Source organism: Streptomyces sp. NPDC008125 (genome assembly GCF_042957125.1).
Lineage (GTDB): Bacteria > Actinomycetota > Actinomycetes > Streptomycetales > Streptomycetaceae > Streptomyces.
Window position 1 is genome coordinate 67,268 of record NZ_JBIBHR010000013.1, and the last position, 20,856, is coordinate 88,123.

Sequence of the window (20,856 nt, forward strand, 5' to 3'; positions counted from 1 at the left end):
CCGGCGCCGGTCCGGTGGATGCCACCGGCCCGGCACCGGCCCGTCACACGAAGCGCCACAGGTGGTCGTCCGTGCCGTTGTCGTCCCACTGGACGAGCTGCGCGCCCTGGGCGGTCGACGCGTCGAGCACCCCGAGAACCCGGCCGCCGTTGGCGTTCCTGATGCGGAAGTAGCCGGCCGAACCGTGGCGCAGTTGCCACAGGTGGTCGGTGGTCCCGTTGTCGTCCCACTGGACCACCCGGGCCCCCGCCGCCTGGGACGACCCCTCGACCCCCAGGACCCTGCCGCTGTGGAGATTGCGGAGCCGGAACCGCCCGGCGGTGTCGCGTACGGCCAGCCAGAGGTGGTCGTCGGTGCCACTGTCGCCCCACTGGACGGCGAGCCCGCCGTTCGCGGTGGACATGTTGCTGATGCCCAGCAGGAGCCCGCTGCGCAGGTTCTGGATGCGGTGGTACCCGCTGGGGACGAACCACCAGGCGTTGTCCGCACCGCCGTTGTCGCTGTCCTGGACGGCCCGCGCTCCCGCGGCGGTGGAACCGGCCCTGATCCCGAGTACCTTGCCGCTGTGGGTGTTGCGGAGACGGTGCGTACCGTCCCCCGAGTCGAGCGGCGTCCAGAGATGGTCGGCCGTACCGGAGTCGCTCCACTGCAGCACGTCCGCGTCGTCGGCGGTGGACATGTCCCGCACGCCCAGCACCTTGCCGCTGTTGGCGTTGCGGAGCTTGAGCGCTCCGCCGTCCGCGACGAGCTGCCAGTCGTGGTCGGCGGTGCCGCTGTCGTCCCACTGGAGCGCGACGCCGCCGTCGGCCGTCGACATGTCCTGGATGCCCAGGACGAGGCCGCTCCGCGCGTTGACGAGCCGGAAGCCGGGGACACCGGCCTTGCCGTCGGCGTCCCAGTAGACGCCGGCGTTCTGGTGGTGGTTGTCGTAGAAGGGGATCAGGGTCACCGGGGCGCCGTTCGCCTGCGCGGTGAACGTCAGGGGCGTCGCCGTCGCCGCGATCGACGAGGTCGTGAGCAGGGGGAGTACGCCGCCGAGCGCGGTGCTGCCGAACGCGCCGCTGAGGACCACCGGGCCGTAGGAGACCGCCTGCACCTGGGGCCGGTCGGGGGTGCCGTTCAGCGCGAGCCGCATGGGGAACCGCAGGGTGACGGTGTCCCCGGACGCCCAGGTCCGGTCGAGCGTGGCGTAACTGCCGGGCGTCAGGGGCAGGTTCTGGGCGGTACCGTTGACGCCGACCGAGGCGCCCGACGTCCAGCCCGGCACGCGCACCCGCAGTGACCACCGGCCCGCGGCGCCCGTCACCTTCAGCACGGTGGTGTCCGACGCGGGGAACGTGGTGGTCTGCGTGACCGTGACACCACGTTCGGCCCAGGTGAGGACCGAGGGCACGTAGAGGTTCACCCAGAGCCCCGCGGAGTCGGAGAAGTACACCGAGTCCATCAGCTTGGTGTGGGTCTCCAGGCCCGTGCCCTGGCAGCAGGTGAAGGTGTCGTAGTCCCTGCTGTAGGTGCGCCGGCCACCGGGGTTGAGCGGCGTGAAGTAGCAGACGTGCCCGTGCGGATCGGTGGGATCCTGTTGCCCGACGAGCTGGTTGGTCAGTGCCCGCTCGTAATAGTCCCCGTACGCGGCCCGGCTGGGATCGAGGGTGAGCAACTCCCGGGTGAGCTTGAGCATGTTGTACGTGTTGCAGCTCTCGCAGGTGTTGTCGGTGAGGTACTGGCCGATGGCCCCGGGAGCCTTGAAGAACTCGCCCACGCTGTTGCCGCCGATGGCGTAGGAGTGGTTCGTCGTGACGATGTTCCAGAAGTTGACGGCGATGTCCCGGTAGCGGGTGGTCCCGGTCGCCTTGTACTCCCGCGCGCTGCCCACGATCTTGGGGATCTGTGTGTTGGCGTGCAGTCCGTCCAGGCGGTCGGTGCCCGCCGCCAGCGGGTCGATGACCGCCGCGTGGTCGAAGCGCTGCGCCACGGTCAGCCAGCGGCTGTCGCCCGTCTGCAGGTACAGGTCGGTGAGGACCGCGTTCATACCGCCGAACTCGGTCTTCATCGTGGTCTGCATCTGCGCGGTGGTGAGGCGTGCCGTCCGTACGTCCACCCACCCGGCGAGCGCGAGCAGCACGTCGCGCGCCTGGAGGAGACCGGCAAGCCGCCAGGCATCCAGCAGACCCGCCAGCGTCTTGTGGACGCAGTAGTAGGGCACGCCCTTGCGCACGCCCGTCTCGACGGTGTCGAAGTCCGACTCCGGGAACCCGGAGAGATAGCCGGCGCGGTAACCCTTGGGTGCCGCCTGGCACTTGGCGAGCTCGGCGACCATGTACACGAGCCGGTCCAGGAAGACGCTCTCCTTGGTGACCGCGTACGCCTGTGCCCACGCGCTGAGGAAGTGGCCTTGGCTGTGGCTGCGGAACTCGAAGTCCGGCGCCTCCCAGCCGTAGCACTGCTCGGCACCCTTGGTCGAAAGTCCGTGATTCGCGCGGAAGTTGTACAGCAGCCGGTCGGGGTCGACGAAGCGAAGATAGGCGAGCGTGCGGTCCATGTTGTCCCGCCAGCGGCCCGCCGTGAGCTGGACGCTGCCCAGCGGGAAGGGCTGCACGAGGGCACCGGTCTCGGCGCGGACCGGGGCGGCCGCGTCGGCGGTCGCGGAGGCCGCCACTGCCGGGGAGGCCGCGAGCGCCGGGGCGAGCGCGGCGAGGGCCGCCCCTCCCGAGGCGGAGAAGAAGAGCCGGCGGTTCATGGCGGTCATGGGTGGTCGTCCTTCCGAGAGGAGTGTGCGCGGCAGCAAGGGGTCTGCCGGTCCGCCCCGCGCGCGACGCGTCGTACGGGGGCGGACGGGGCAGGACCGGCTGGTGACCGGGGGGTGCGCGCTCTGCCGGGCGGTCGCCGGGGGGAACGCGGTCACTCCCGCGCGACGGAGAAGCGCAGTTCGGTGCGGGAGCGGTACACCTCGCCGGGCCGGAGGAGGGTGCTGGGGTCGTCGGCGCGGTTCGGGGAGTCCGGGAAGTGCTGGGTCTCCAGGGCCACCCCCGCGTGCGGGCCGTACGGGTGTCCGCTCTTGCCGGTGATCTCGCCGGCGAGGAGGTTGCCGGTGTACACCTGTATCCCCGGCTCGGTGGTGTGCACCTCAAGGCGCCGCCCCGAGGTGGGTGCGTGGAGCACGGCGGCACTGCGCAGACCTGCGCCGGGCGCGTCGCCGATTACCCAGTTGTGGTCGAAACCGCCACCTCCCAGGCGCAGTTGTTCGTCGTCCCGGGCGAAGACCGCGGCGAGGCGGCGGGGAAGGCGCAGATCGAACGGGGTCCCCTCGACCGGCCGGTGCGGGCCGTCCGGGATCAGCGCCGCGTCGACGGGGGTCCAGCGCGGTGCGTGGATCCGGAGCTCGTGGCCGAGCACGTCACCGCCGCCCTCTCCCTCCAGGTTCCAGTAGGCGTGGTTGGTGAGGTTGACGACCGTCGGCGCGTCGCTCACCGCGTGGTAGTCGAACGTCAGGGTGTCGTCCCGGTCCAGGGTGCAGGTGAGCCGGACGTTCAGGGTGCCGGGAAAGCCCTGGTCGCCGTCGGGGCTGCGCAGGAGGAGCCGTACGCCGGTGCGGTCGGAGCTGTGGACCGGCTCGGCGCGCCACACCCGGCGGTCGAAGCCGTCCGGTCCGCCGTGCAGGGTGTGGCCGGTGTCCTGGGTGTCCAGTTGCCGGACCACACCGTCCATCACGAGCCGGCCACCGGCGATCCGGTTGGCGTAGCGGCCCACCGTCGCACCGAAGTAGGAGGCGGGCCCGCGCACCGTACGGGCGTCGGACGCCGCGAGCACCACGTCGGCGAAACGGCCCCACCGGTCCGGGAGCAGCAGCGAGTGCAGCCGGGCACCGAGGGTGTGGACCTCGGCGCGGGCCTGCCCGGGGAAGCCGAACACCCAGCGGTCGCCCGTGCCGGTGTCGGGGAGCCGGTACGGGCGGCCCGTCGGGTCCGGATGTTCGTCGGGCGCCGACGGAGGGGCGGCCGGTGACTCGGGCGGGTGGCGCATGTGTGTCCCTCGGTCTCGGTTTCGGTGGTCCGGGCGGTCGAGCGGTGGTGTCCGGGTCAGCCCGTGGGTTTCCGGTTTCCGCCCAGGACCCGCTGGAGCACGATGAAGACGAAGAGCAGCGCGCCGATGACGATCCGGGTCCACCAGGAGCTCAGCGTGCCCTGGAAGTTGATGACCGTCTGGATCATCCCGAGGACCAGGACGCCGAGCGCGGTGCCGAGGACGAAACCGGAGCCGCCGGTGAGCAGGGTGCCGCCGATCACGGTCGCGGCGATGGCGTCGAGCTCCATGCCGACCGCGTGCAGCGCGTAGCCGGAGAGCATGTAGAACGTCAGCAGCACACCGCCGAGCGCGGAGCAGAGCCCGCTCACCGCGTAGACGCCCACCTTGGCGGTGCCGACCGGCAGCCCCATCAGCCGGGCCGAGGTCTCGTTTCCGCCGAGGGCGTGGACGTTGCGGCCGAACCGGGTGTGGTGGAGCGCCACGAAGGCCACGGCGAGCACGACCAGCGCGATGACCACGGCGGGCGAGACGAACAGCCCGCCGGGCATCACCAGCCGCGTCTGCGCGAGCGTGACCGTCGTCGGGTCGCTGATGGAGATGGACTCGGTGCTGATCGTGTAGCAGAGGCCGCGCGCCAGGAACATGCCGGCCAGCGTCACGATGAAGGGCTGGATCTCGAAGGTGTGGATGACCCACCCCATCAGGGCGCCGCCGCCCGCGCCCACCAGCAGGACCAGCGGAATGACGGCGAACAGGGGCCAGCCCTGCCGCTCCACCAGCCAGGCGGTGAGCATGGTCGACAACGCCACGACCGAGCCCACGGACAGGTCGATGCCGCCGGTCAGGATGACGAAGGTGACACCGATGGCGACCACCAACAGGAAGCTGTTGTCGATGAGCAGGTTCAGCAGCACCTGGGCGGAGAAGAACCCGTCGTAGCGCGCCGAACCGACGGCGAACATCGCCACCAGGAGAACAGCGGTGACCACCAGCGGGACGCGGGTGCGCGCGCGGGGGGAGAGGGGGGCGCGGAACGGCCGCGCGAGGGTGTCGGCGACACCCGCGATGCCGGTGCTCATGTACGTACCTCCTGCGGGAGCGGGCTGTCGTCCGCTTCGGCGTGCTGTCGGGAGGGTGCAGGTCCGCGGCGTCCCAGCACCTTCGCCCGGAACACGGGCGACTGGATGAGGCAGACCGCGATCACCACGAAGGCCTTGAAGACCAGCGTCGTCTCGGGCGGGACACCCAGGGTGTAGACCGTCGTGGAGAGGGTCTGGATGATCAGGGCGCCGAGCACCGTCCCGCCGAGGGAGAACCGGCCGCCGGTCAGCGCGGTGCCGCCGATGACCACGGCGAGGATGGCGTCGAGCTCGATCCAGAGCCCCGCGTTGTTGCCGTCCGCGCTGGACACGTTGGAACTGATCATCAGACCGGCGACGGCGGCGCACAGGGCGCAGAAGACGTAGACCACGACCAGCAGACCCGCCGCCCGGATGCCCACCAGCCGGCTGGCGACCGGGTTGCCGCCCACCGACTCGATCAGGAGCCCCAGCGCGCTGCGCCGGGTCACCAGCGAGGTGAGGACCACGATCACCGCCGCCAGCAGGACGGCGAAGGGGAACATCAGCCAGTAGCCGCCACCGATCATCTTGTACGGGCTGCTCGTGACGGTGATGATCTGGCCGTCCGAGACCAGCTGGGCGATGCCCCGGCCCGCGACCATGAGGATCAGCGTCGCCACGATGGGCTGGACGCCCAGCCGGGAGACCAGCATGCCGTTGACCAGGCCGAGCACCACCGCGCCGCCCAGCGCGATCGCGACCGCCCCGAGCACGGTGGAGACGCTGCCGGGGCTCGACGAGCCGGCGATGTGGTCGCAGGCCAGCGCGCCGGCGATGGCGACCGTCGAGCCGACCGAGAGATCGATCCCGCGGGTCGCGATGACCAGCGTCATGCCGAGGGACACCAGGATGAGCGGGGCGCCGAACTGGAGGATGTCGATCAGGCTGCCGTAGAGGTGGTCGCCCCGGACGTGGACGGCGAAGAAGTCGTGGGTGAAGGCGAGATTGCCGAGCAGCAGGGCGGCCAGGACGGCCGAGGGCCAGAACAGCCGGTGGCGCAGCAGCCGTGGTCCGACGCCGCCGGCCGGGGAGCCCTTGGCGGGGTGCGGTGTCATGAGTCCTCTCCGGTGGCGATGGTGGCCAGGATGCGTTCGGGGGTGACGGTGTCGTCGTTGGTCAGCGTGGCGACCATGCGGTGGTCCCGCAGCACGCCGATGCGGTGGCTCAGCCGCAGGACCTCATCGAGCTCCGCCGAGATGAACAGCACCGCGGTGCCCTCCGCCGAGAGCCGCGCGACCAGTTTCTGGATCTCGGCCTTGGCCCCGATGTCGATACCCCGCGTCGGTTCGTCCAGGATCAGCAGCCTGGGGTCGGTCAGCAGCCAGCGGGCGAGCAGCACCTTCTGCTGGTTGCCGCCGCTCAGGTGGCGCACCTGCGCCTCCGGATCGGCGGGGCGGATGTCCAGCGCGGAGATCCACCGCCGCGTCAGCTCCTCCTGCCTGGTCCGGGAGATCGGCCTCGTCCAGCCGCGCGCCGCCTGCATCGCCAGCACGATGTTCTCGCGCACCGTGAGCTCGCCCACCAGCCCCTCGGACTTGCGGTTCTCGGAGCAGAAGGCGATTTTGCGGGCGATGGCGGCGCGGGGGGTGCGCAGCGAGACCGTCTCGCCCTGGACGCGCAGTTCCCCGGCGTCCGCGGCGTCGGCGCCGAAGAGCAGTCGCGCCGCTTCCGTACGGCCGGAGCCCAGGAGCCCCGCCAGCCCGATGACCTCGCCGGGCCGGATGTCGAGGTCGTACGGCTCGATGAAACCGGTCCGTCCCAACTGCCGTGCCTCGATGAAGGGTTCTTCGGCCGTACGTTCCTCGGCCTCCTCGTGCGCCGCCTCCGAGAGCTCGTCCAGGGTGGCCAGTTCGCCACCGATCATGCGCTGCACCAGGGAGACATGGGCGAGTTCCCCGATGGGGTACTCGCCTTCGAGCCTGCCGTTGCGCAGGACCGTCACCCGGTCGCAGATCTCGAAGACCTGGTCCAGGAAGTGGGTCACGAAGAGGATGGCCACCCCGCGGTCACGCAGCCGCCGCACCAGGGTGAAGAGCTGGGCGACCTCCTCGCGGTCGAGACTGGAGGTGGGCTCGTCGAGCACGAGCACCTTCGCCGAGACGTCCACCGCCCGGACGATGGCCACCAGCTGCTGGACCGCGAGGGAGTGCGAGTCCAGCGGACCGGTGACGTCGAGATCGAGCTCCAGCTCGGCCAGCAGCTCGCCCGCCCGGCGCCGCAGCGCGGACCAGTGGATCATGCCGAATCTGCGCGGTTCGCGTCCGATGAGGATGTTCTCCGCCACCGAGAGGTTGGAGCAGAGGTTCACCTCCTGGTAGACCGTGCTGATCCCGGCGTTCTGCGCCTGGAGCGGATCGCCGAACGCACGGGCCTCGCCGTCGACCAGGATGGTGCCGCCGTCGGCCGGATGCACTCCGGTGAGCACCTTGATCAAGGTGGACTTCCCGGCGCCGTTCTCTCCCATCAGGGCGTGGACCTCACCCGGGTAGAGCCGCAGGCCGACCCCGTCCAGGGCCAGCACGCCGGGGAACTCCTTCCGGATGCCGTGGGCTTCGAGAACCGGTGGCGGACGGTCGGCGGGGTTCGTCTCAAGGGTGGGTGGGGCTGCCATCCGCCCTCCTCTCGTCGGGTGTGGCCGGAGGAGCCGCCGAGGCCGGGGCCCCGTCGCGTACTCTCCGCCGGCTCGGTCCGGTGGGCCGGGGCGTGGCCGGCCGACGCCGGTGCACCTCGGGGAAGTTCAGCTCGCGAGCCGGCAGCTCCTGCCGGCCGCCCGTACTCGCGGGTCGTCAGTACTTACGGGACGGGAGGGCCGCCGCGGCCTTGTCCTGGGGGAAGACGCCTTCCACGGTCTCCACGCGAGCCGGGACGGTCTCGCCGGCCGCGACCTTCTTCGTCAGTTCCATCAGCTGGTCGCCGAGGAGGGGGTTGCACTCCACGACGACATTGATCTTGCCTTCGGTCATGGCGGTGAAGGCGTCCTTGATGCCGTCCACCGAGATGATCTTGATGTCCTTGCCCGGCTTCTTGCCCGCCTCCTCGATGGCCTGGATCGCACCCAGGGCCATGTCGTCGTTGTGGGCGTACAGCACGTCTATGTCCTTCTGGGACTTGAGGAAGGCCTGCATGACCTCCTTGCCCTTGGCGCGGGTGAAATCGCCGGTCTGGGAGGCGACGATCTTGAACTTCGGGTCGGTCCTGATGACCTCGCCGAAGCCGGCCTTGCGGTCGTTGGCCGGGGCCGACCCGGTGGTCCCCTGCAGTTCGACGATGTTCACGGGGCCCGTCCCGCTCTTGTACTCCGCGGTCAGCCACTCGCCCGCGGACTTCCCCTCCTTGATGAAGTCCGAGCCGAGGAAGGTCTTGTAGAGCGAGGTGTCCTGCGAGTCCACGGCCCGGTCGGTCAGGATCACCGGGATGCCGGCGTCCTTCGCCTCCTTGAGCACGGTGTCCCAGCCGGACTCCACCACCGGCGAGAAGGCGATGACGTCCACCCGCTGCTGGATGAAGGTGCGGATCGCCTTGATCTGGTTCTCCTGCTTCTGCTGCGCGTCGGAGAACTTCAGCGTGATCCCGGCCTTCTTGGCCGCTTCCTGGACCGACTTGGTGTTGGCGGTACGCCATCCGCTCTCCGCGCCCACCTGGGCGAAGCCGAGGACGAGCTTGCCGTCGGACTTGTTGCCGCCGGCGCCGCCGCCGGAGGGGGTCGTCTCCGCGGAGCATGCGGTCATCGTCGACGCGGCGAGGATGCCGACGGCGAGGGCGTAGGGGATTCTGCGGGCCATGGTGGTGTGTCCTCTCGGAGGGATGCCGTCGGTGCCGAGGTGGTGCGATCCGGTACGCCGCACGTGGAGTGGGCCCGGCCGGAGACAGTGCGGGGCTCCGGCGAGGCCGGAAGCCCGGGTGGTGACGGCGGGAGGTTCATGGGGTGCGCCGCGAGCAGTGTGAGCGCTAACACTGCGCTATCTCAAGCCCTGTGCGCGAGTTACCTATTTGTGACATCGAGGGTGCGTGGTGGGCGCGGGGGCGAAGGTGTTGCGAGCCCTCGACGCGTCGCGAGCCCCGGGAGGGTGGCAGTCAAGTCGCTTAACACGCAGAGGAGTTGCGGATCGGCGAGTGATCTCCTCGGGGTGCGCCGTGCCCGCCCCCGCTGCGGTCGGGCAGTCATGGGGCGGCACGCAACCGCGGCGCGGTGCGCCGGCGCGCACCACGTGCGGTGCGGACTGCGCCGAAGAGGTTGACGCGGAACACGAAAGGCGAAGCGGCCGCACCGCTCTTGATTTCGCAATTGTTAGCGTTCACACTTTCGGCTGTCGGCGGTCCGCTCATCCGGCTCCGCACATCGCTGCCGCTGGTGGGCCGTCTGTCGGCCACCTTTCCCGAAGGGCAACCCTGGTGACTTTCCAACCGCCCCGTACGCCTTATGGCCCGTCAGGTCCGGCCGGTGCCGAGCAGTACACCGTGGGCGTCGACTTCGGCACCCTGTCCGGACGTGCCGTCGTCGTCCGGGTGCGCGACGGCGAGGAACTCGCCTCCGCCGTGCACGAGTACCCGCACGGAGTGCTGGAACGTCAACTGCCGGGCGGGACACAGCCCCTCCCACCGGACTGGGCCCTGCAGCATCCCGAGGACTGGTGCGAGGTACTCCGCCGTGCCGTGCCCGCCGCGGTGGAGGCGGCCGGCGTCGACCCCCGCGACGTCGTCGGGATCGCCACCGACTTCACCGCCTGCACCGTGCTCCCGACGCTGGCCGACGGCACCCCGCTCGCCGCGACGGAACTCTCCGGCAGGCCCCACGCCTGGCCGAAACTCTGGAAGCACCACGCCGCACAGGACCAGGCCGACCGGATCAACGCACTCGCCCACGAGCGGGGCGAGAAGTGGATCGCCCGCTACGGCGGAAAGATCTCCGCGGAGTGGCAGTTCGCCAAGGCGCTCCAGGTGCTGGAGGAGGACCCCGAGGTCTACGCCCGGTGCGCCCGCTGGATCGAGGCATCCGACTGGATCGTGTGGCAGCTCACCGGCAGCGAGTCCCGCAACGCGTGCGCCGCCGGGTACAAGGGCATCCATCAGGACGGCTCCTACCCCACCGAGGAGTACCTCGGCGCCCTGCACCCGGACTTCGCGGACTTCGCCCGCACGCGGCTGGAGTTCCCCCTGTCCGCCCTCGGCTCACGCGTCGGCTCGCTGACCGCCCGGGCGGCGGAGTGGACCGGTCTGCCCGAGGGGACCGCCGTCGCAGCGGGCAACGTCGACGCGCATGTCGCCGCGGCCGCCGCCCAGGCGGTGGAGAACGGCCGGCTGCTGGCCATCATGGGCACCTCAAGCTGCCACGTGGTGAACGGTCCCGCCCTCGCCGACGTACCGGGCATCTGCGGTGTGGTCAACGGCGGAATCGTCGAGGGTGCGTACGGCTACGAGGCCGGCCAGAGCGCGGTCGGCGACATCTTCGGCTGGGCCATCGGCCAGGGCGTCCCCGCCGGCTACGCGGCCGAGGCCGCCTCCCGGGGCGAGGACCTGCACACCCTGCTGACCCGCAAGGCCGCCGCCCAGCCAGTGGGCGGCCACGGGCTGGTGGCCCTGGACTGGATGAACGGAAACCGGTCCGTGCTGGTGGACCATCACCTCTCGGGTGTGATCGTCGGTCTCACCCTGACCACTCGCCCCGAGGACGTCTACCGGGCCCTGCTGGAAGCCACCGCCTTCGGCACCCGGGTCATCGTGGAGACGCTGGAATCCGGCGGGGTGCCGGTGCACGAGTTCATCGTCACCGGAGGCCTCAAGAAGAACGCCCTGCTCATGCAGATCTACGCCGACGTCCTGCGCCGCCCCGTCTCCCTCGCCGCCTCCGAGCAGGGCTCGGCCCTCGGCTCCGCCATCCACGCCGCCGTCGCCGCCGGAGCCCACCCCGACGTTCGCACCGCGACCGCCGCCATGGGCAGGCTCCACCGGGACGTCTACGTCCCCGACCCCTCCCGCGCCGACGCCTACGACGCGCTCTTCGCCGAATACCGCCTCCTCCACCAGGAGTTCGGCGTCCAGGACGGTCTCCTCCACCGGCTGCGCCGCATCCGCAACCACGCGCTCACCAGCACCCCGGCCGGCTGACCCGCCGGACACCCCGCCACCTCGCCCGCCACACTTCACCCACCGGGAGTCCCCGTGCCCAGCCAGGCCCCCTCCGTCCGCGAAATATGGTTCCTCACCGGCAGCCAAGGCCTCTACGGAGAGGAGACGCTCCGGCAGGTGGCCGAACAGTCCGGCACCATCGCGGCCACCCTCGCCGACTCCGCGGCGCTGCCCGCCCGGATCGTCTGGAAACCCGTACTGACGGACTCCGCCGCGATCCGCGCGATCTGCCTGGAGGCCAACACCGACGAGCGGTGCATCGGCCTGATCGCCTGGATGCATACCTTCTCACCGGCGAAGATGTGGATCTCCGGGCTGGACGCGCTGCGCAAGCCGCTGCTGCACCTGCACACCCAGGCGAACGTCGCCCTGCCCTGGGCCACCATCGACATGGACTTCATGAACCTCAACCAAGCCGCCCACGGAGACCGGGAGTTCGGGTACATCCAGTCGCGCATCGGCGTCGCGCGCAAGACCGTCGCGGGCCACGTCACCGACCCGGCCACCCGCGCGCGGATCGCCGCATGGGCACGGGCCGCGGCCGGGCGCGCCGAACTCGCCACGCTCAAGGTCGCCCGGTTCGGCGACAACATGCGGGACGTCGCCGTCACCGAAGGTGACAAGGTCGACGCCCAGCTCCGCTTCGGGGTCTCCGTCAACACCTACGGAGTCAACGACCTCGTCGCCCACGTCGACGCCGCCACCGACGCGGAAGTCGGCGAACTCGTCAAGGAGTACGAGGACACCTACCGGCTCGCCGCCCCGCTGAGGGCCGGCGGCGAACGTCACGAGGCACTGCGGTACGCGGCACGCATCGAAGCCGGCCTGCGCACCTTCCTCACCGACGGCGGGTTCGGCGCCTTCACCACCAACTTCGAGGACCTCGGCGGACTCCGGCAGTTGCCCGGTATCGCCGTGCAGCGGCTCATGGCCCAGGGATACGGCTTCGGCGGCGAGGGCGACTGGAAGACAGCCGTCCTGCTGCGCACCCTCAAGACGGCGGCCGACGGCCTGCCCGGCGGCACCTCCTTCATGGAGGACTACACCTACGACCTCACGCCCGGCAACGAACTCATCCTCGGCGCCCACATGCTGGAGGTCTGCCCGTCGCTCGCGGACTCCGTCCCGAGCTGTGAGATCCACCCGCTCGGCATCGGCGGCCGGGAGGACCCGGTCCGCCTGGTCTTCGACGCCGCGGCGGGCCCGGCCGTCGTCGTCGGGCTCACCGACCTCGGCGACCGGTTCCGGCTCGTCGCCAACGAGATCGACGTGGTCGCCCCCACCGAGCCGCTGCCCGCGCTGCCCGTGGCCCGCGCCGTGTGGCGGCCCCGGCCGAACCTGCGGACCTCCACCGAGACCTGGCTCACCGCCGGAGGTCCGCACCACACGGTGCTCACCACCGCCCTGGGAGCCGAGCACCTGGACGACCTGGCCGAGATGCTGCGTACCGAACTCGTCCTCATCGACGCGTCCACCACACCCCGGCAGTTCGCCCGTGAACTGCGCTGGAACCAGGCCTACCACCGGCTCGCCGGTGGTCTGTGACAGGGCCCGGCGGACCGGGATGCGGGGAGTGGCCCGGCAGGGCGGGCCGGCCACGTGCTGGATCCCGCTCAGTCCTGCGGCGTCAACCCGTCCACGAGGTAACGGAGTTCCCGCATCAGCCAGGACGCCTCTTCGCGGCTCCGGGCGATGCACAGGGCGCCGAACTTCCCGAATTCGGTGACCGGGCTCATCAGATGCAGCACCACGCCCGTCCTGCGCACAGGGTCGAAGCCGATCGGTGAACCGGTGACGGCCTCGATGAGCTGGGCCGGACGCAGCCCCCGGTAGCGGCGGTCCATGATGACGTCCGACGCCTCGTAGACGTACTCGACGCCCTCCACCTCGAACCGTCCGTCCGGCGTCGGCTCCGCGCCGAGCAGCCCCACCGCCATGGTGAAGGGGTGCTTGGTGGCGGTGGCCCGGAGGTTGATCTCGCAGCCCAGCAGACGCCATCCGTCCCCGGACCGGGTGGCGAGGAAGTCCACCCCGTAGTCACCGCTGCCGACGCCCCGCTCCCTCAGCACCTCGCCCACCCGCAGACCGTGGCCGATGAGCAGCTGCCGGTAGCCGGAGGCGGCGGGGAAGGTGCACCCGTGATAGGTCTGCCCGTCGTCGGCGAGGACCTGGTCGTGCGTGGACACGGCCTCGACGGTGCCCCGTTCGGTGATGCGTCCCTGGAAACTCGGGCTGAGCAGGGGCACTTCGGCGATCATCTCCTCGACGATCACTCCGTCCTCCTTCATCAGGGTGACGTACTCCTGCCAGGTGAGCTTCTGGTCCATGAGCGCAGCCCCGGGCAGCGCCTTCGCGACCCGGCCCTCGACAGTGTCGCCACCCGGTGAGGTGATGCCGTCGTCGAGGGTGAGCAGGGCGTTGCCGAGGCCCCCGCCGAACGCCGTGCTGTCCAGCTTCAGCACCAGCTCGCGCAGCCCGGTCGCGGCGAGGCGGGCGACCTCCGAGGCGAGTGCCCCGGGGTCGTGGCACACCCCGCTGCCCGCCGGTACGGGGATCCCGGCGGCGGCGAAGATCTGCCGGCCGGAGTGCTTGGTTCCCAGCGGGATATGGACGGAAGAGGGCTGGGTACCCGGCAGGTCCAGCTCGCGGGCCAGCTCTTCGAGCGGCTCGGACGGCTCGAAGTAGCTCAGCCGTACGTCCGCCCCGGAGCTCCGGTGCTGATCGGCGAACTTCCGCAGTTCGGAGCGTACTTCGGCTGCGCGCGGGTTGACGGGGTCGAGCACCTTGGTGCTGAGCCAGCGGGTGGTGGCGTCGTCGAGCGGCAGTACGGTTACGAGTTCGCGCAGGCGCCGCACGTGCTCACGGTCCGCGGCGGGCGTGCCGCCGAGGAGGAGCCCGAGGTAGTAGTCGATCTGTTCCTCGCCGTCGATCACACTCGGCGCCGTCACGTAGAGAAGATGGCCACCGGCACGGCAGACCGTGGTGACGATCGCGGGCCCCAGCAGCCGTTCGGGGAAGTACGTCGCGCCGGTCAGTCGCTCCAGCACCTCGGGGCTGCATTCCCGGCTCTCGATGTGGATTCGGGCCGTGGGGCGTCGATGCGTTTCGGTCACAGCGTCCTCGAAGCTACGGGTGCCGGATGGGACTGTGCAAGGCGACAACTCGGGAGACTGCCTCGGGGGCACGGGTGGGGAAATCGACGAAGAGGAATCCGTGTTCGATGATCAAATGTCCGGACGAAATTTTCGGAGGGCGCGGAAAATCCCGGCGGGACGGGCCCCGCGGCCTCGAAGCGTGCGGTGACGAGCCGTATCGAGCAGAACGCGACAGGGTACGAAACGCGCGGGAAAAGGCCTCGGACGTGCATGTGGACGACCGGAACGAGACGGTGAGCGGCGGTTCCGTGAATGTTCTGCCCCTTCCGTGAAACGGAGGAAACAACCACTTAACTTTGCCCCAGGGGCCCCGTGTGTACAAGGCCGCTTTTCGCCGACTCCTTCCGCGGGTGCTTGAAGGAGAACAACGGAAACAGGGCCGGCAGACGTGCTGCCGACCCTGTCCGGATCTGTTCGCGTGCGCTCGGGACCTCAGGAACTTTCAGGGCCCCGGGGCTCGGGACGGGCGATCGTCCCGCCTTTTCAGCAGGCGCCGAGATCCACCCACACACCCCACTGTCCGGTGGTTCCGGGCACCTCGCCCTGCGTCCACCACTGGGCCTTCCAGGTGTGGCCCTGGTACGAGACCGTCTGGCCGCCGGTGTAGATCGACGCCGCGGCCCACGGGGTGGCCGTGCACGGGGTCGTCGCACCGCCGGTGATCTTGAGCGAGTAGGTCGCGGTGCGGCTTCCGGACGCGCCGGTGCCGGTCACGGTGATCGTGTACGTACCCGAGGCGGCGGCCGACGTCGTCGCCAGGGTGAGCGTGGAACTGCCGCCCGCCGTCACGGAGGCGGGGCTGAGCGACGCGGTGACACCCGCCGGGGCGCCGGTGACCTTGAGGGCGACCGACTGCGCCGAACCCGCGGTCACTGCGGTCTTCACCGAACTGGTGACCGAGCCGCCGGCGGTGACCGAGCCGGAGGCCGGGGTGGCGCTCAGCGAGAAGTCGTTGGCCGGGGTCGTGGTGGTGCCGCCGGTGAAGGGCGCGAAGATGTGCGAGAAGTCCCAGGTGTTCTGCTGGATTCCGGAGCAGCCGTCCGCGGCGGCGCCGCCGGGGCAGCTTCCGTTGTCACGCTGGAGGGCCCAGAAGGACAGGAAGTTGATGCCCTTCGAGACGGCCCAGTTGTAGACCTGGGTGGCGTTGGCGAGGGTGAAGGTCTCCGCCGGGCCGAAGTCGTCGACACCGGGCATCTCCGTGATGCCGACCATGTTCCACAGCTGGGCCGAGGTCTTGGCGGGGTAGAGGACCGCGAGCTGGTTGACGAGTCCCTGGGCCGCCGTCTGGGTGTCGTTCGCCATGTCGTGCGTGGCGTTGTCGTAGTAGTCGAACGTCATGAGGTTCGCGACGTCGACGCGCGCCCCGTTCTTGACCGCGTTCTGCAGCACGGCGAGCGCGTTGGACTCCAGGCCCGAGGTGGTGGTGGGCAGGGTGTAGGAGATCTCGACCTTGCGCCCGTTGGCGGCGGCCCAGTCCTGGAGGATCTTGATGGCCTTGTTGCGGCGGTCGATGCCCGCGGTGTTGCCGAGGGAGTCGACCTCGATGTCCATGTCGAGGCGGGTCACGTCGTACGTGGTGACGACCTTCTCGTAGGCCGCCGCGATCTGGTTGACGTCGGTGCAGCTCTCGGCGATCTCGGTGCCGGTGGTGTCTGCCGTGTACCCGCCGAAGGACGGGATGACGTCGCCGCCGTTCGCCTGGATGGTCTTGATGTCGCTGCCGAAGGAGGACGTGGCGATCGGCATCCCGGTGTCCCCGCTCCAGTACGGCGTACACGAACCGGGCGTGGCGGTCTGGAGGAACGCCATGGTGAGGTGTTTGGTGCCCGACTGCGCGGCCAGCGCGGCGGGGCTGTCGCCGGTCCACGTCTCGAAGAACGGGGCGAAGACGTGGGAGGGGAGAGGCGTCGCCGCCTGGGCCGGCCCCCCGATCAGCGTGAGGCCGGCGGCGGCCACCGCCGTGACCGTGGCGGTGACGACCGTGCGGAGCGAGCGCGTGAGTCTCATGGATGTCCCAGCTGTGAGGAGGGGCAAGAGCCGCCGACGGCCTTCCGGTAGCGGCATGGTGCATGGAATCGGCGGTGGCAGATGCACGTCAATGGTCTGGACCAAGTCGGGAGTGGACCAATTTCTCTCGGGGTGGGCTTTTCGCTGGTGGGAGGTGCCCCGGGGGCTGGACCACTCGACCGCGTTTTTACCGGCATTTGGCCAACTTGGCCTTCGGGGAGGCTGGTTCGGGGTCCAGGTGCCTGTTCCGGCCACGGCGGGCGGTGGCGCTCGGAGGGGGTGGGGGGACGGGATGGAGGCACTGCGACGGGAGACCACCCGGAATCGGCCGGACGGCCCGGCGCGCACGGCGGCCCACGGTGGGGGAGTGGCCTCCGGGGTGCCCGGGGCGGATGTGCGGGTTCCCAGAACGGCTGACGCGGCAAGGCTGCGGCGGACCCTTCTTCTGGCACCTTGAGCGCCGGGCTCCGAACCGGTGACACCTCGTCGGCTCACCGGCGGGCGCGGGATCATGCCGCGTTCGCTGCGGCGCGCCGGCGTACGCCCGACCCGAGCCACAGCACGGACCGCGCAGGCAGCACCGACCTCACCCACAGGGGGCACGCCCATGCACGTCCGCACCGCAGCACCGACGAACAGACGCGTTCGAGCCGTTCTGCTCATCATGGGGATGCTGGCCGCCCTGCTGGCGGCAGCCCTTCCGACCGCCGGAGCCGCGCAGGCCGCCGTCCCCGACCGCTGGGGGTTCGCCTACCTGGACAACCCGACGCCGCCCTCCGGCTACGTGCCCGACCCCACCCGCCAGTGGGGCAGCTGGACCTCGCCGTCGGCCAACCCCGTCAAGGTCGACCAGCTCGGCCTCGGCTCGTACGTGGCGCACTTCCCGTTGATCGGCGGCACGGGCGGGATCGCCCACGCCACCGCGGTCAACAGCACCGCCCACTGGTGCCAGATCGCCGCCTGGAAGCAGGTGGGCACCGGCGAAGACGTCTTCGTGAACTGCTATCTCCCGAGCGGCGCACCGGACAACTCCACCTTCACCGTCCTGTACACCACCAGCAGCGGCGCGCCCGCCACACCGAGCGGCTCGTACGGCTACATCTACTCCGACACCAGCGGCGCGGTACTCACCCAGTACAACTCCACCTCCGCCGTGAACACGGTGAGCAAGGGCTCGACCGGCATCTGGAAGGCGTGGCTCCCCGGCCTCGGACAGTCCAGCTACGCGGGCGACTTCCAGGTCACCGCGGTCGACCCGAGGCAGGGCGCGCACTGCAAGGTGGCCGACTGGGCGCCGGGAGCCACCGGGCAGACGGCGGTGGTCGCCTGCTACGACGCGTCGGACGCCCCGTACGACGCCAAGTGGACGCTGAGCTACTCCTACCTGCGGGCGGTCCACGGGCCGGCCTTCCCGCCGAAGTCGTTCGGCTACCTCTGGTACAACGGATCGCTGCCCGCTCTCACCAACTACAATTCCACCGGCGCCACCAACACCCTCGGCGGCTCGGGAGCGCCCTTCGTCGTCACCCTCCCGTCGGTCGCCGTCCCCTCGGACACCGCGCACGCCACCGCCTACGGCAGCGGGCCCGGATACTGCGGCCTGTACGCCCCCTGGGCCAGGTCGGGCGGCACCGTGCAGCTCCCCGTCAACTGCTTCGGTCCTGGCGGGACTCCGGTGAAGGCCCCGTTCTTCACCGCGTACACCTCGGCGTTCTGACGCCGTAGACGGTCTCCGGCGGACGAAGGCCGGACACCACCCAGCCACTGCGTCGGTCCCGGGAGCGGTCAGGCTCCCGGGACCGACGTCGTGCCGTGCGCCCGAGCCCGTCATGGACGGCAGCCGAGAACGGGTCGCCCGTGGGGCGCGCGCTCTCCACGGGCCGGGGCGGACGGACGGGCCGAGCGGCCCTCGCGCGGCCTCCCCGGCGGCGATCCGCGCGCCCCTCGGCATGTACCAGGGAGCGCGCCGGCGGAAATTTTCGGGAGTCCGGGATCTTCGGACGACTGGTTCCGAGGGGCGCCCGCTCGTCCAGCAGGCAGAGCGGAGGCGTTGATTCCGGCCGCCGGGCGAGGTGTCGCGTTCCTTCGCGAAGAACGGTCGGATCACGGTCGTGAGCTGCGGACATCTTGGTCCGCGCCCTCCTGGTGAGGATCGGTCGGCACGCCAGGGGCGTTCAGGGGTGTGAACCCGGTTCGTGGTGCGGGACGACCTTGCATGGGCCCGGCGGGTGGGCCGGCTTCGGTCGCCGGTCGCGGTGGCGCTCATTTCCGTACGCGTCCAGAACCTTGCCAGCCTCGCGACGGCCGCCCTATCCTCGCGTTCAGAAAGCGCTTTCCCTCTCCAGGGCCCCGCACCGGTGAACGTGAAGTCACCTCATCCGCAGGCGACTTCACCGGCGAGCCGCCACCGATCCGGAACGGTGCCGCATCCAGGACGTCGCCGCGCCACGGAGTGAAGGGTGTACGCCATGATCCATGCCCGCCACGCCGTCCGTCACGGTTCGGGCAGCGACGACTTCCTGCAGCGGATGGCCGGTCACGCCGTCGGAGTTCCCGGCGGTGGTCCACCGGGCGGTGTTCTCGCCCCGGTGTGACGTGAGCGGCGGGAGTGGGCGGTGGTGCGGACGCGGAGACCCCGCGGCCGGTGCCGCCGGCAGTGCAGGCCTATGGGTCGCGGCAGAACGGCCGAATCGATCCGACCGGCGCGATCGAGCCCGCGCCAGGGGTGGTCGGAGCGTAACCGGTGTGTGTCGGCGGGCTCGGTACGGCTTCATGAATGGCATGAGCATGTCAATGCTCAACCCCGTATTCGAAGACGAACAGGGAGACACCAGAATGAGGAAAGCAGTCGCACTGCGACTCTCCGCGGCAGTGGCCACGGCGGCCCTGGCGGCGGCGACCGGCGTCATCGTGTCGATGCCCTCGGCATCGGCCGCGACCGGCGGTGTCACCGGCTACGCGACCCAGAACGGCGGGACCACCGGCGGGGCCGGCGGGCAGGTCGTGAAGGCGACCACCGGTACCCAGATCCACCAGGCCCTGTGCGGTCGCGCCACCAGCAGCACCCCGATCACCATCCAGGTGGAGGGGACGATCAACCACGCCAACACCGCCAAGGTGTCGGGCGACAGCTGCAACACCGCGGCCGGTGTGATCGAACTCAAGCAGATCAGCAACGTCACGCTCGTCGGTGTGGGAAGCGGCGCCGTCTTCGACCAACTGGGCATCCACATACGCCAGTCCAGCAACATCATCATCCAGAACGTGACGGTCAAGAACGTCAAGAAGTCCGGCTCGCCCACCTCCAACGGCGGCGACGCCATCGGCATGGAGAGCGACGTCCGCAACGTCTGGGTCGACCACTCCACCCTGGAGGCCTCGGGCGGCGAGGCCGAAGGGTTCGACGGCCTCTTCGACATGAAGGACAACACGCAGTACGTGACGCTGTCCTACAGCATCCTGCGCAACTCCGGGCGAGGCGGCCTCATCGGGTCCAGCGAGACCGAACTCTCCAACGGCTTCATCACCTTCCACCACAACCTGTACCAGAACCTCGACTCCCGCACCCCGTTGCTGCGTGGCGGCATCGCGCACATCTACAACAACTACTACGTCAACCTCAACGAGTCGGGCATCAACTCCCGCGCCGGGGCCAAGGCGAAGGTGGACAACAACTACTTCAAGGACTCCAAGGACGTCCTGGGCACCTTCTACACCGACGCGGCCGGCTACTGGCAGGTGAGCGGCAACACCTTCGACAACGTGACCTGGTCCGCCCACGCCTCCGACAACAACCCGGCCGGGCCCAACCCCACCTCCAACACCACGGTCAGTATCCCGTACTCCTACAGCCTCGACGCGGCCGGCTGCGTGCCGAGCATCGTGACCCAGACGGCCGGCGCCAACAAGGGCCTCCAGGTCTCGGACGGCAACTGCACGCCGACCACCCCCACCGGCAACCCCACCACGCCCACGCCGAGCCCCACCACGGCAACGCCGTCGCCGACCACCGGACCGACGCAGCCCAGCGGCACCAACCTCAGCCTCTCCGGCGGTGCCGACGGCTCCAGCAAGGCGAGCGGAACCAGCTACGGCAACGTCAAGGACGGCAACCTGAGCACCTACTGGTCGCCCTCCGGCTCGACGGGCTCCGTCTCGGTCAAGTGGGACGCCGCGACCACGGTCTCCTCGGTCAACATCCGCGAGGCGTCCGGCTCCAGCATCGGCTCGTGGCGGGTCCTCAACGGTGACACCGGCGCTGTCCTGACCTCGGGCAGCGGAGTGGGCACCATCTCGTTCGCCTCGGCCTCGCTGCGCAAGGTCACCTTCGAGATCACCAGCTCCAGCGGCACCCCGAAGGTCGCCGAGTTCGAGACGTACGCCTGACAGAGGGACCGGTGGGGGCCGGGACCGTCGAACACGAC

13 protein-coding genes and 1 pseudogene are annotated in these 20,856 nt (G+C 70.3%); 5 read left to right on the forward strand and 9 right to left on the reverse strand.

Features of this window, described 5'->3' with window-relative positions:
• Positions 1-43: 43 nt before the first annotated feature.
• The 7 genes and pseudogenes from ACFZAX_RS22475 to ACFZAX_RS22505 form a co-directional block, all read right to left on the reverse strand.
• Entirely contained in the window at positions 44-238 is a 195-nt protein-coding gene (locus ACFZAX_RS22475) for an RICIN domain-containing protein (RefSeq protein ID WP_390963881.1), read from the reverse strand.
• Positions 239-2,746 (reverse strand): annotated as a pseudogene (locus tag ACFZAX_RS22480) (beta-L-arabinofuranosidase domain-containing protein); the annotation flags it as partial. It abuts the gene before it with no gap.
• A gap of 152 nt (positions 2,747-2,898) precedes the next feature.
• Positions 2,899-4,020: a galactose-1-epimerase gene (locus ACFZAX_RS22485; protein ID WP_390963697.1), complete on the reverse strand. Its 1,122-nt coding sequence runs from the start codon at positions 4,018-4,020 to the stop codon at positions 2,899-2,901.
• Between the two features lie 56 nt (positions 4,021-4,076).
• On the reverse strand, positions 4,077-5,102 hold the full coding sequence (gene yjfF / locus ACFZAX_RS22490) for a galactofuranose ABC transporter, permease protein YjfF (RefSeq protein WP_390963698.1): 1,026 nt from the start codon (positions 5,100-5,102) through the stop codon (positions 4,077-4,079).
• Positions 5,099-6,199, reverse strand: a complete 1,101-nt coding sequence (locus ACFZAX_RS22495; protein WP_390963699.1) for an ABC transporter permease — start codon at positions 6,197-6,199, stop codon at positions 5,099-5,101. The genes yjfF and ACFZAX_RS22495 overlap by 4 nt, the downstream gene beginning before the upstream one ends.
• Positions 6,196-7,755 carry an ATP-binding cassette domain-containing protein gene (locus ACFZAX_RS22500; protein WP_390963700.1) on the reverse strand — a complete coding sequence of 520 codons (1,560 nt, stop codon included), beginning with the start codon at positions 7,753-7,755 and terminating at the stop codon, positions 6,196-6,198. Before ACFZAX_RS22500 ends, ACFZAX_RS22495 begins: the two co-directional genes overlap by 4 nt.
• Before the next feature lie 175 nt (positions 7,756-7,930).
• Entirely contained in the window at positions 7,931-8,926 is a 996-nt protein-coding gene (locus tag ACFZAX_RS22505) for a substrate-binding domain-containing protein (protein WP_390963702.1), read from the reverse strand.
• Positions 8,927-9,602: 676 nt separating this feature from the next.
• On the opposite strand from ACFZAX_RS22505, the gene ACFZAX_RS22510 reads away from it, so the two are divergent.
• Complete coding sequence (locus ACFZAX_RS22510; protein ID WP_390963883.1) at positions 9,603-11,249, forward strand: ribulokinase; 1,647 nt, start codon at positions 9,603-9,605, stop codon at positions 11,247-11,249.
• 54 nt (positions 11,250-11,303) lie between these two features.
• Positions 11,304-12,815: an L-arabinose isomerase gene (gene araA, locus ACFZAX_RS22515; RefSeq protein WP_390963703.1), complete on the forward strand. Its 1,512-nt coding sequence runs from the start codon at positions 11,304-11,306 to the stop codon at positions 12,813-12,815.
• Positions 12,816-12,883: 68 nt separating this feature from the next.
• Here araA and ACFZAX_RS22520 read toward each other — a convergent pair whose 3' ends face one another.
• Positions 12,884-14,383, reverse strand: a complete 1,500-nt coding sequence (locus tag ACFZAX_RS22520; protein ID WP_390963704.1) for a peptide ligase PGM1-related protein — start codon at positions 14,381-14,383, stop codon at positions 12,884-12,886.
• Positions 14,384-14,908: 525 nt separating this feature from the next.
• Positions 14,909-16,432, reverse strand: a complete 1,524-nt coding sequence (locus ACFZAX_RS22525) for a glycosyl hydrolase family 18 protein (RefSeq protein ID WP_390963705.1) — start codon at positions 16,430-16,432, stop codon at positions 14,909-14,911.
• A gap of 607 nt (positions 16,433-17,039) precedes the next feature.
• On the opposite strand from ACFZAX_RS22525, the gene ACFZAX_RS22530 reads away from it, so the two are divergent.
• The 3 genes from ACFZAX_RS22530 to ACFZAX_RS22540 all read left to right on the forward strand — a co-directional run bounded on the left by ACFZAX_RS22530 (position 17,040) and on the right by ACFZAX_RS22540 (position 20,818).
• Positions 17,040-18,149, forward strand: a complete 1,110-nt coding sequence (locus ACFZAX_RS22530; RefSeq protein WP_390963706.1) for a hypothetical protein — start codon at positions 17,040-17,042, stop codon at positions 18,147-18,149.
• Between the two features lie 751 nt (positions 18,150-18,900).
• Complete coding sequence (locus ACFZAX_RS22535; RefSeq protein ID WP_390963708.1) at positions 18,901-19,026, forward strand: hypothetical protein; 126 nt, start codon at positions 18,901-18,903, stop codon at positions 19,024-19,026.
• Between the two features lie 241 nt (positions 19,027-19,267).
• Positions 19,268-20,818: a polysaccharide lyase family 1 protein gene (locus ACFZAX_RS22540; protein ID WP_390963709.1), complete on the forward strand. Its 1,551-nt coding sequence runs from the start codon at positions 19,268-19,270 to the stop codon at positions 20,816-20,818.
• The last annotated feature ends 38 nt before the right edge of the window (positions 20,819-20,856 follow it).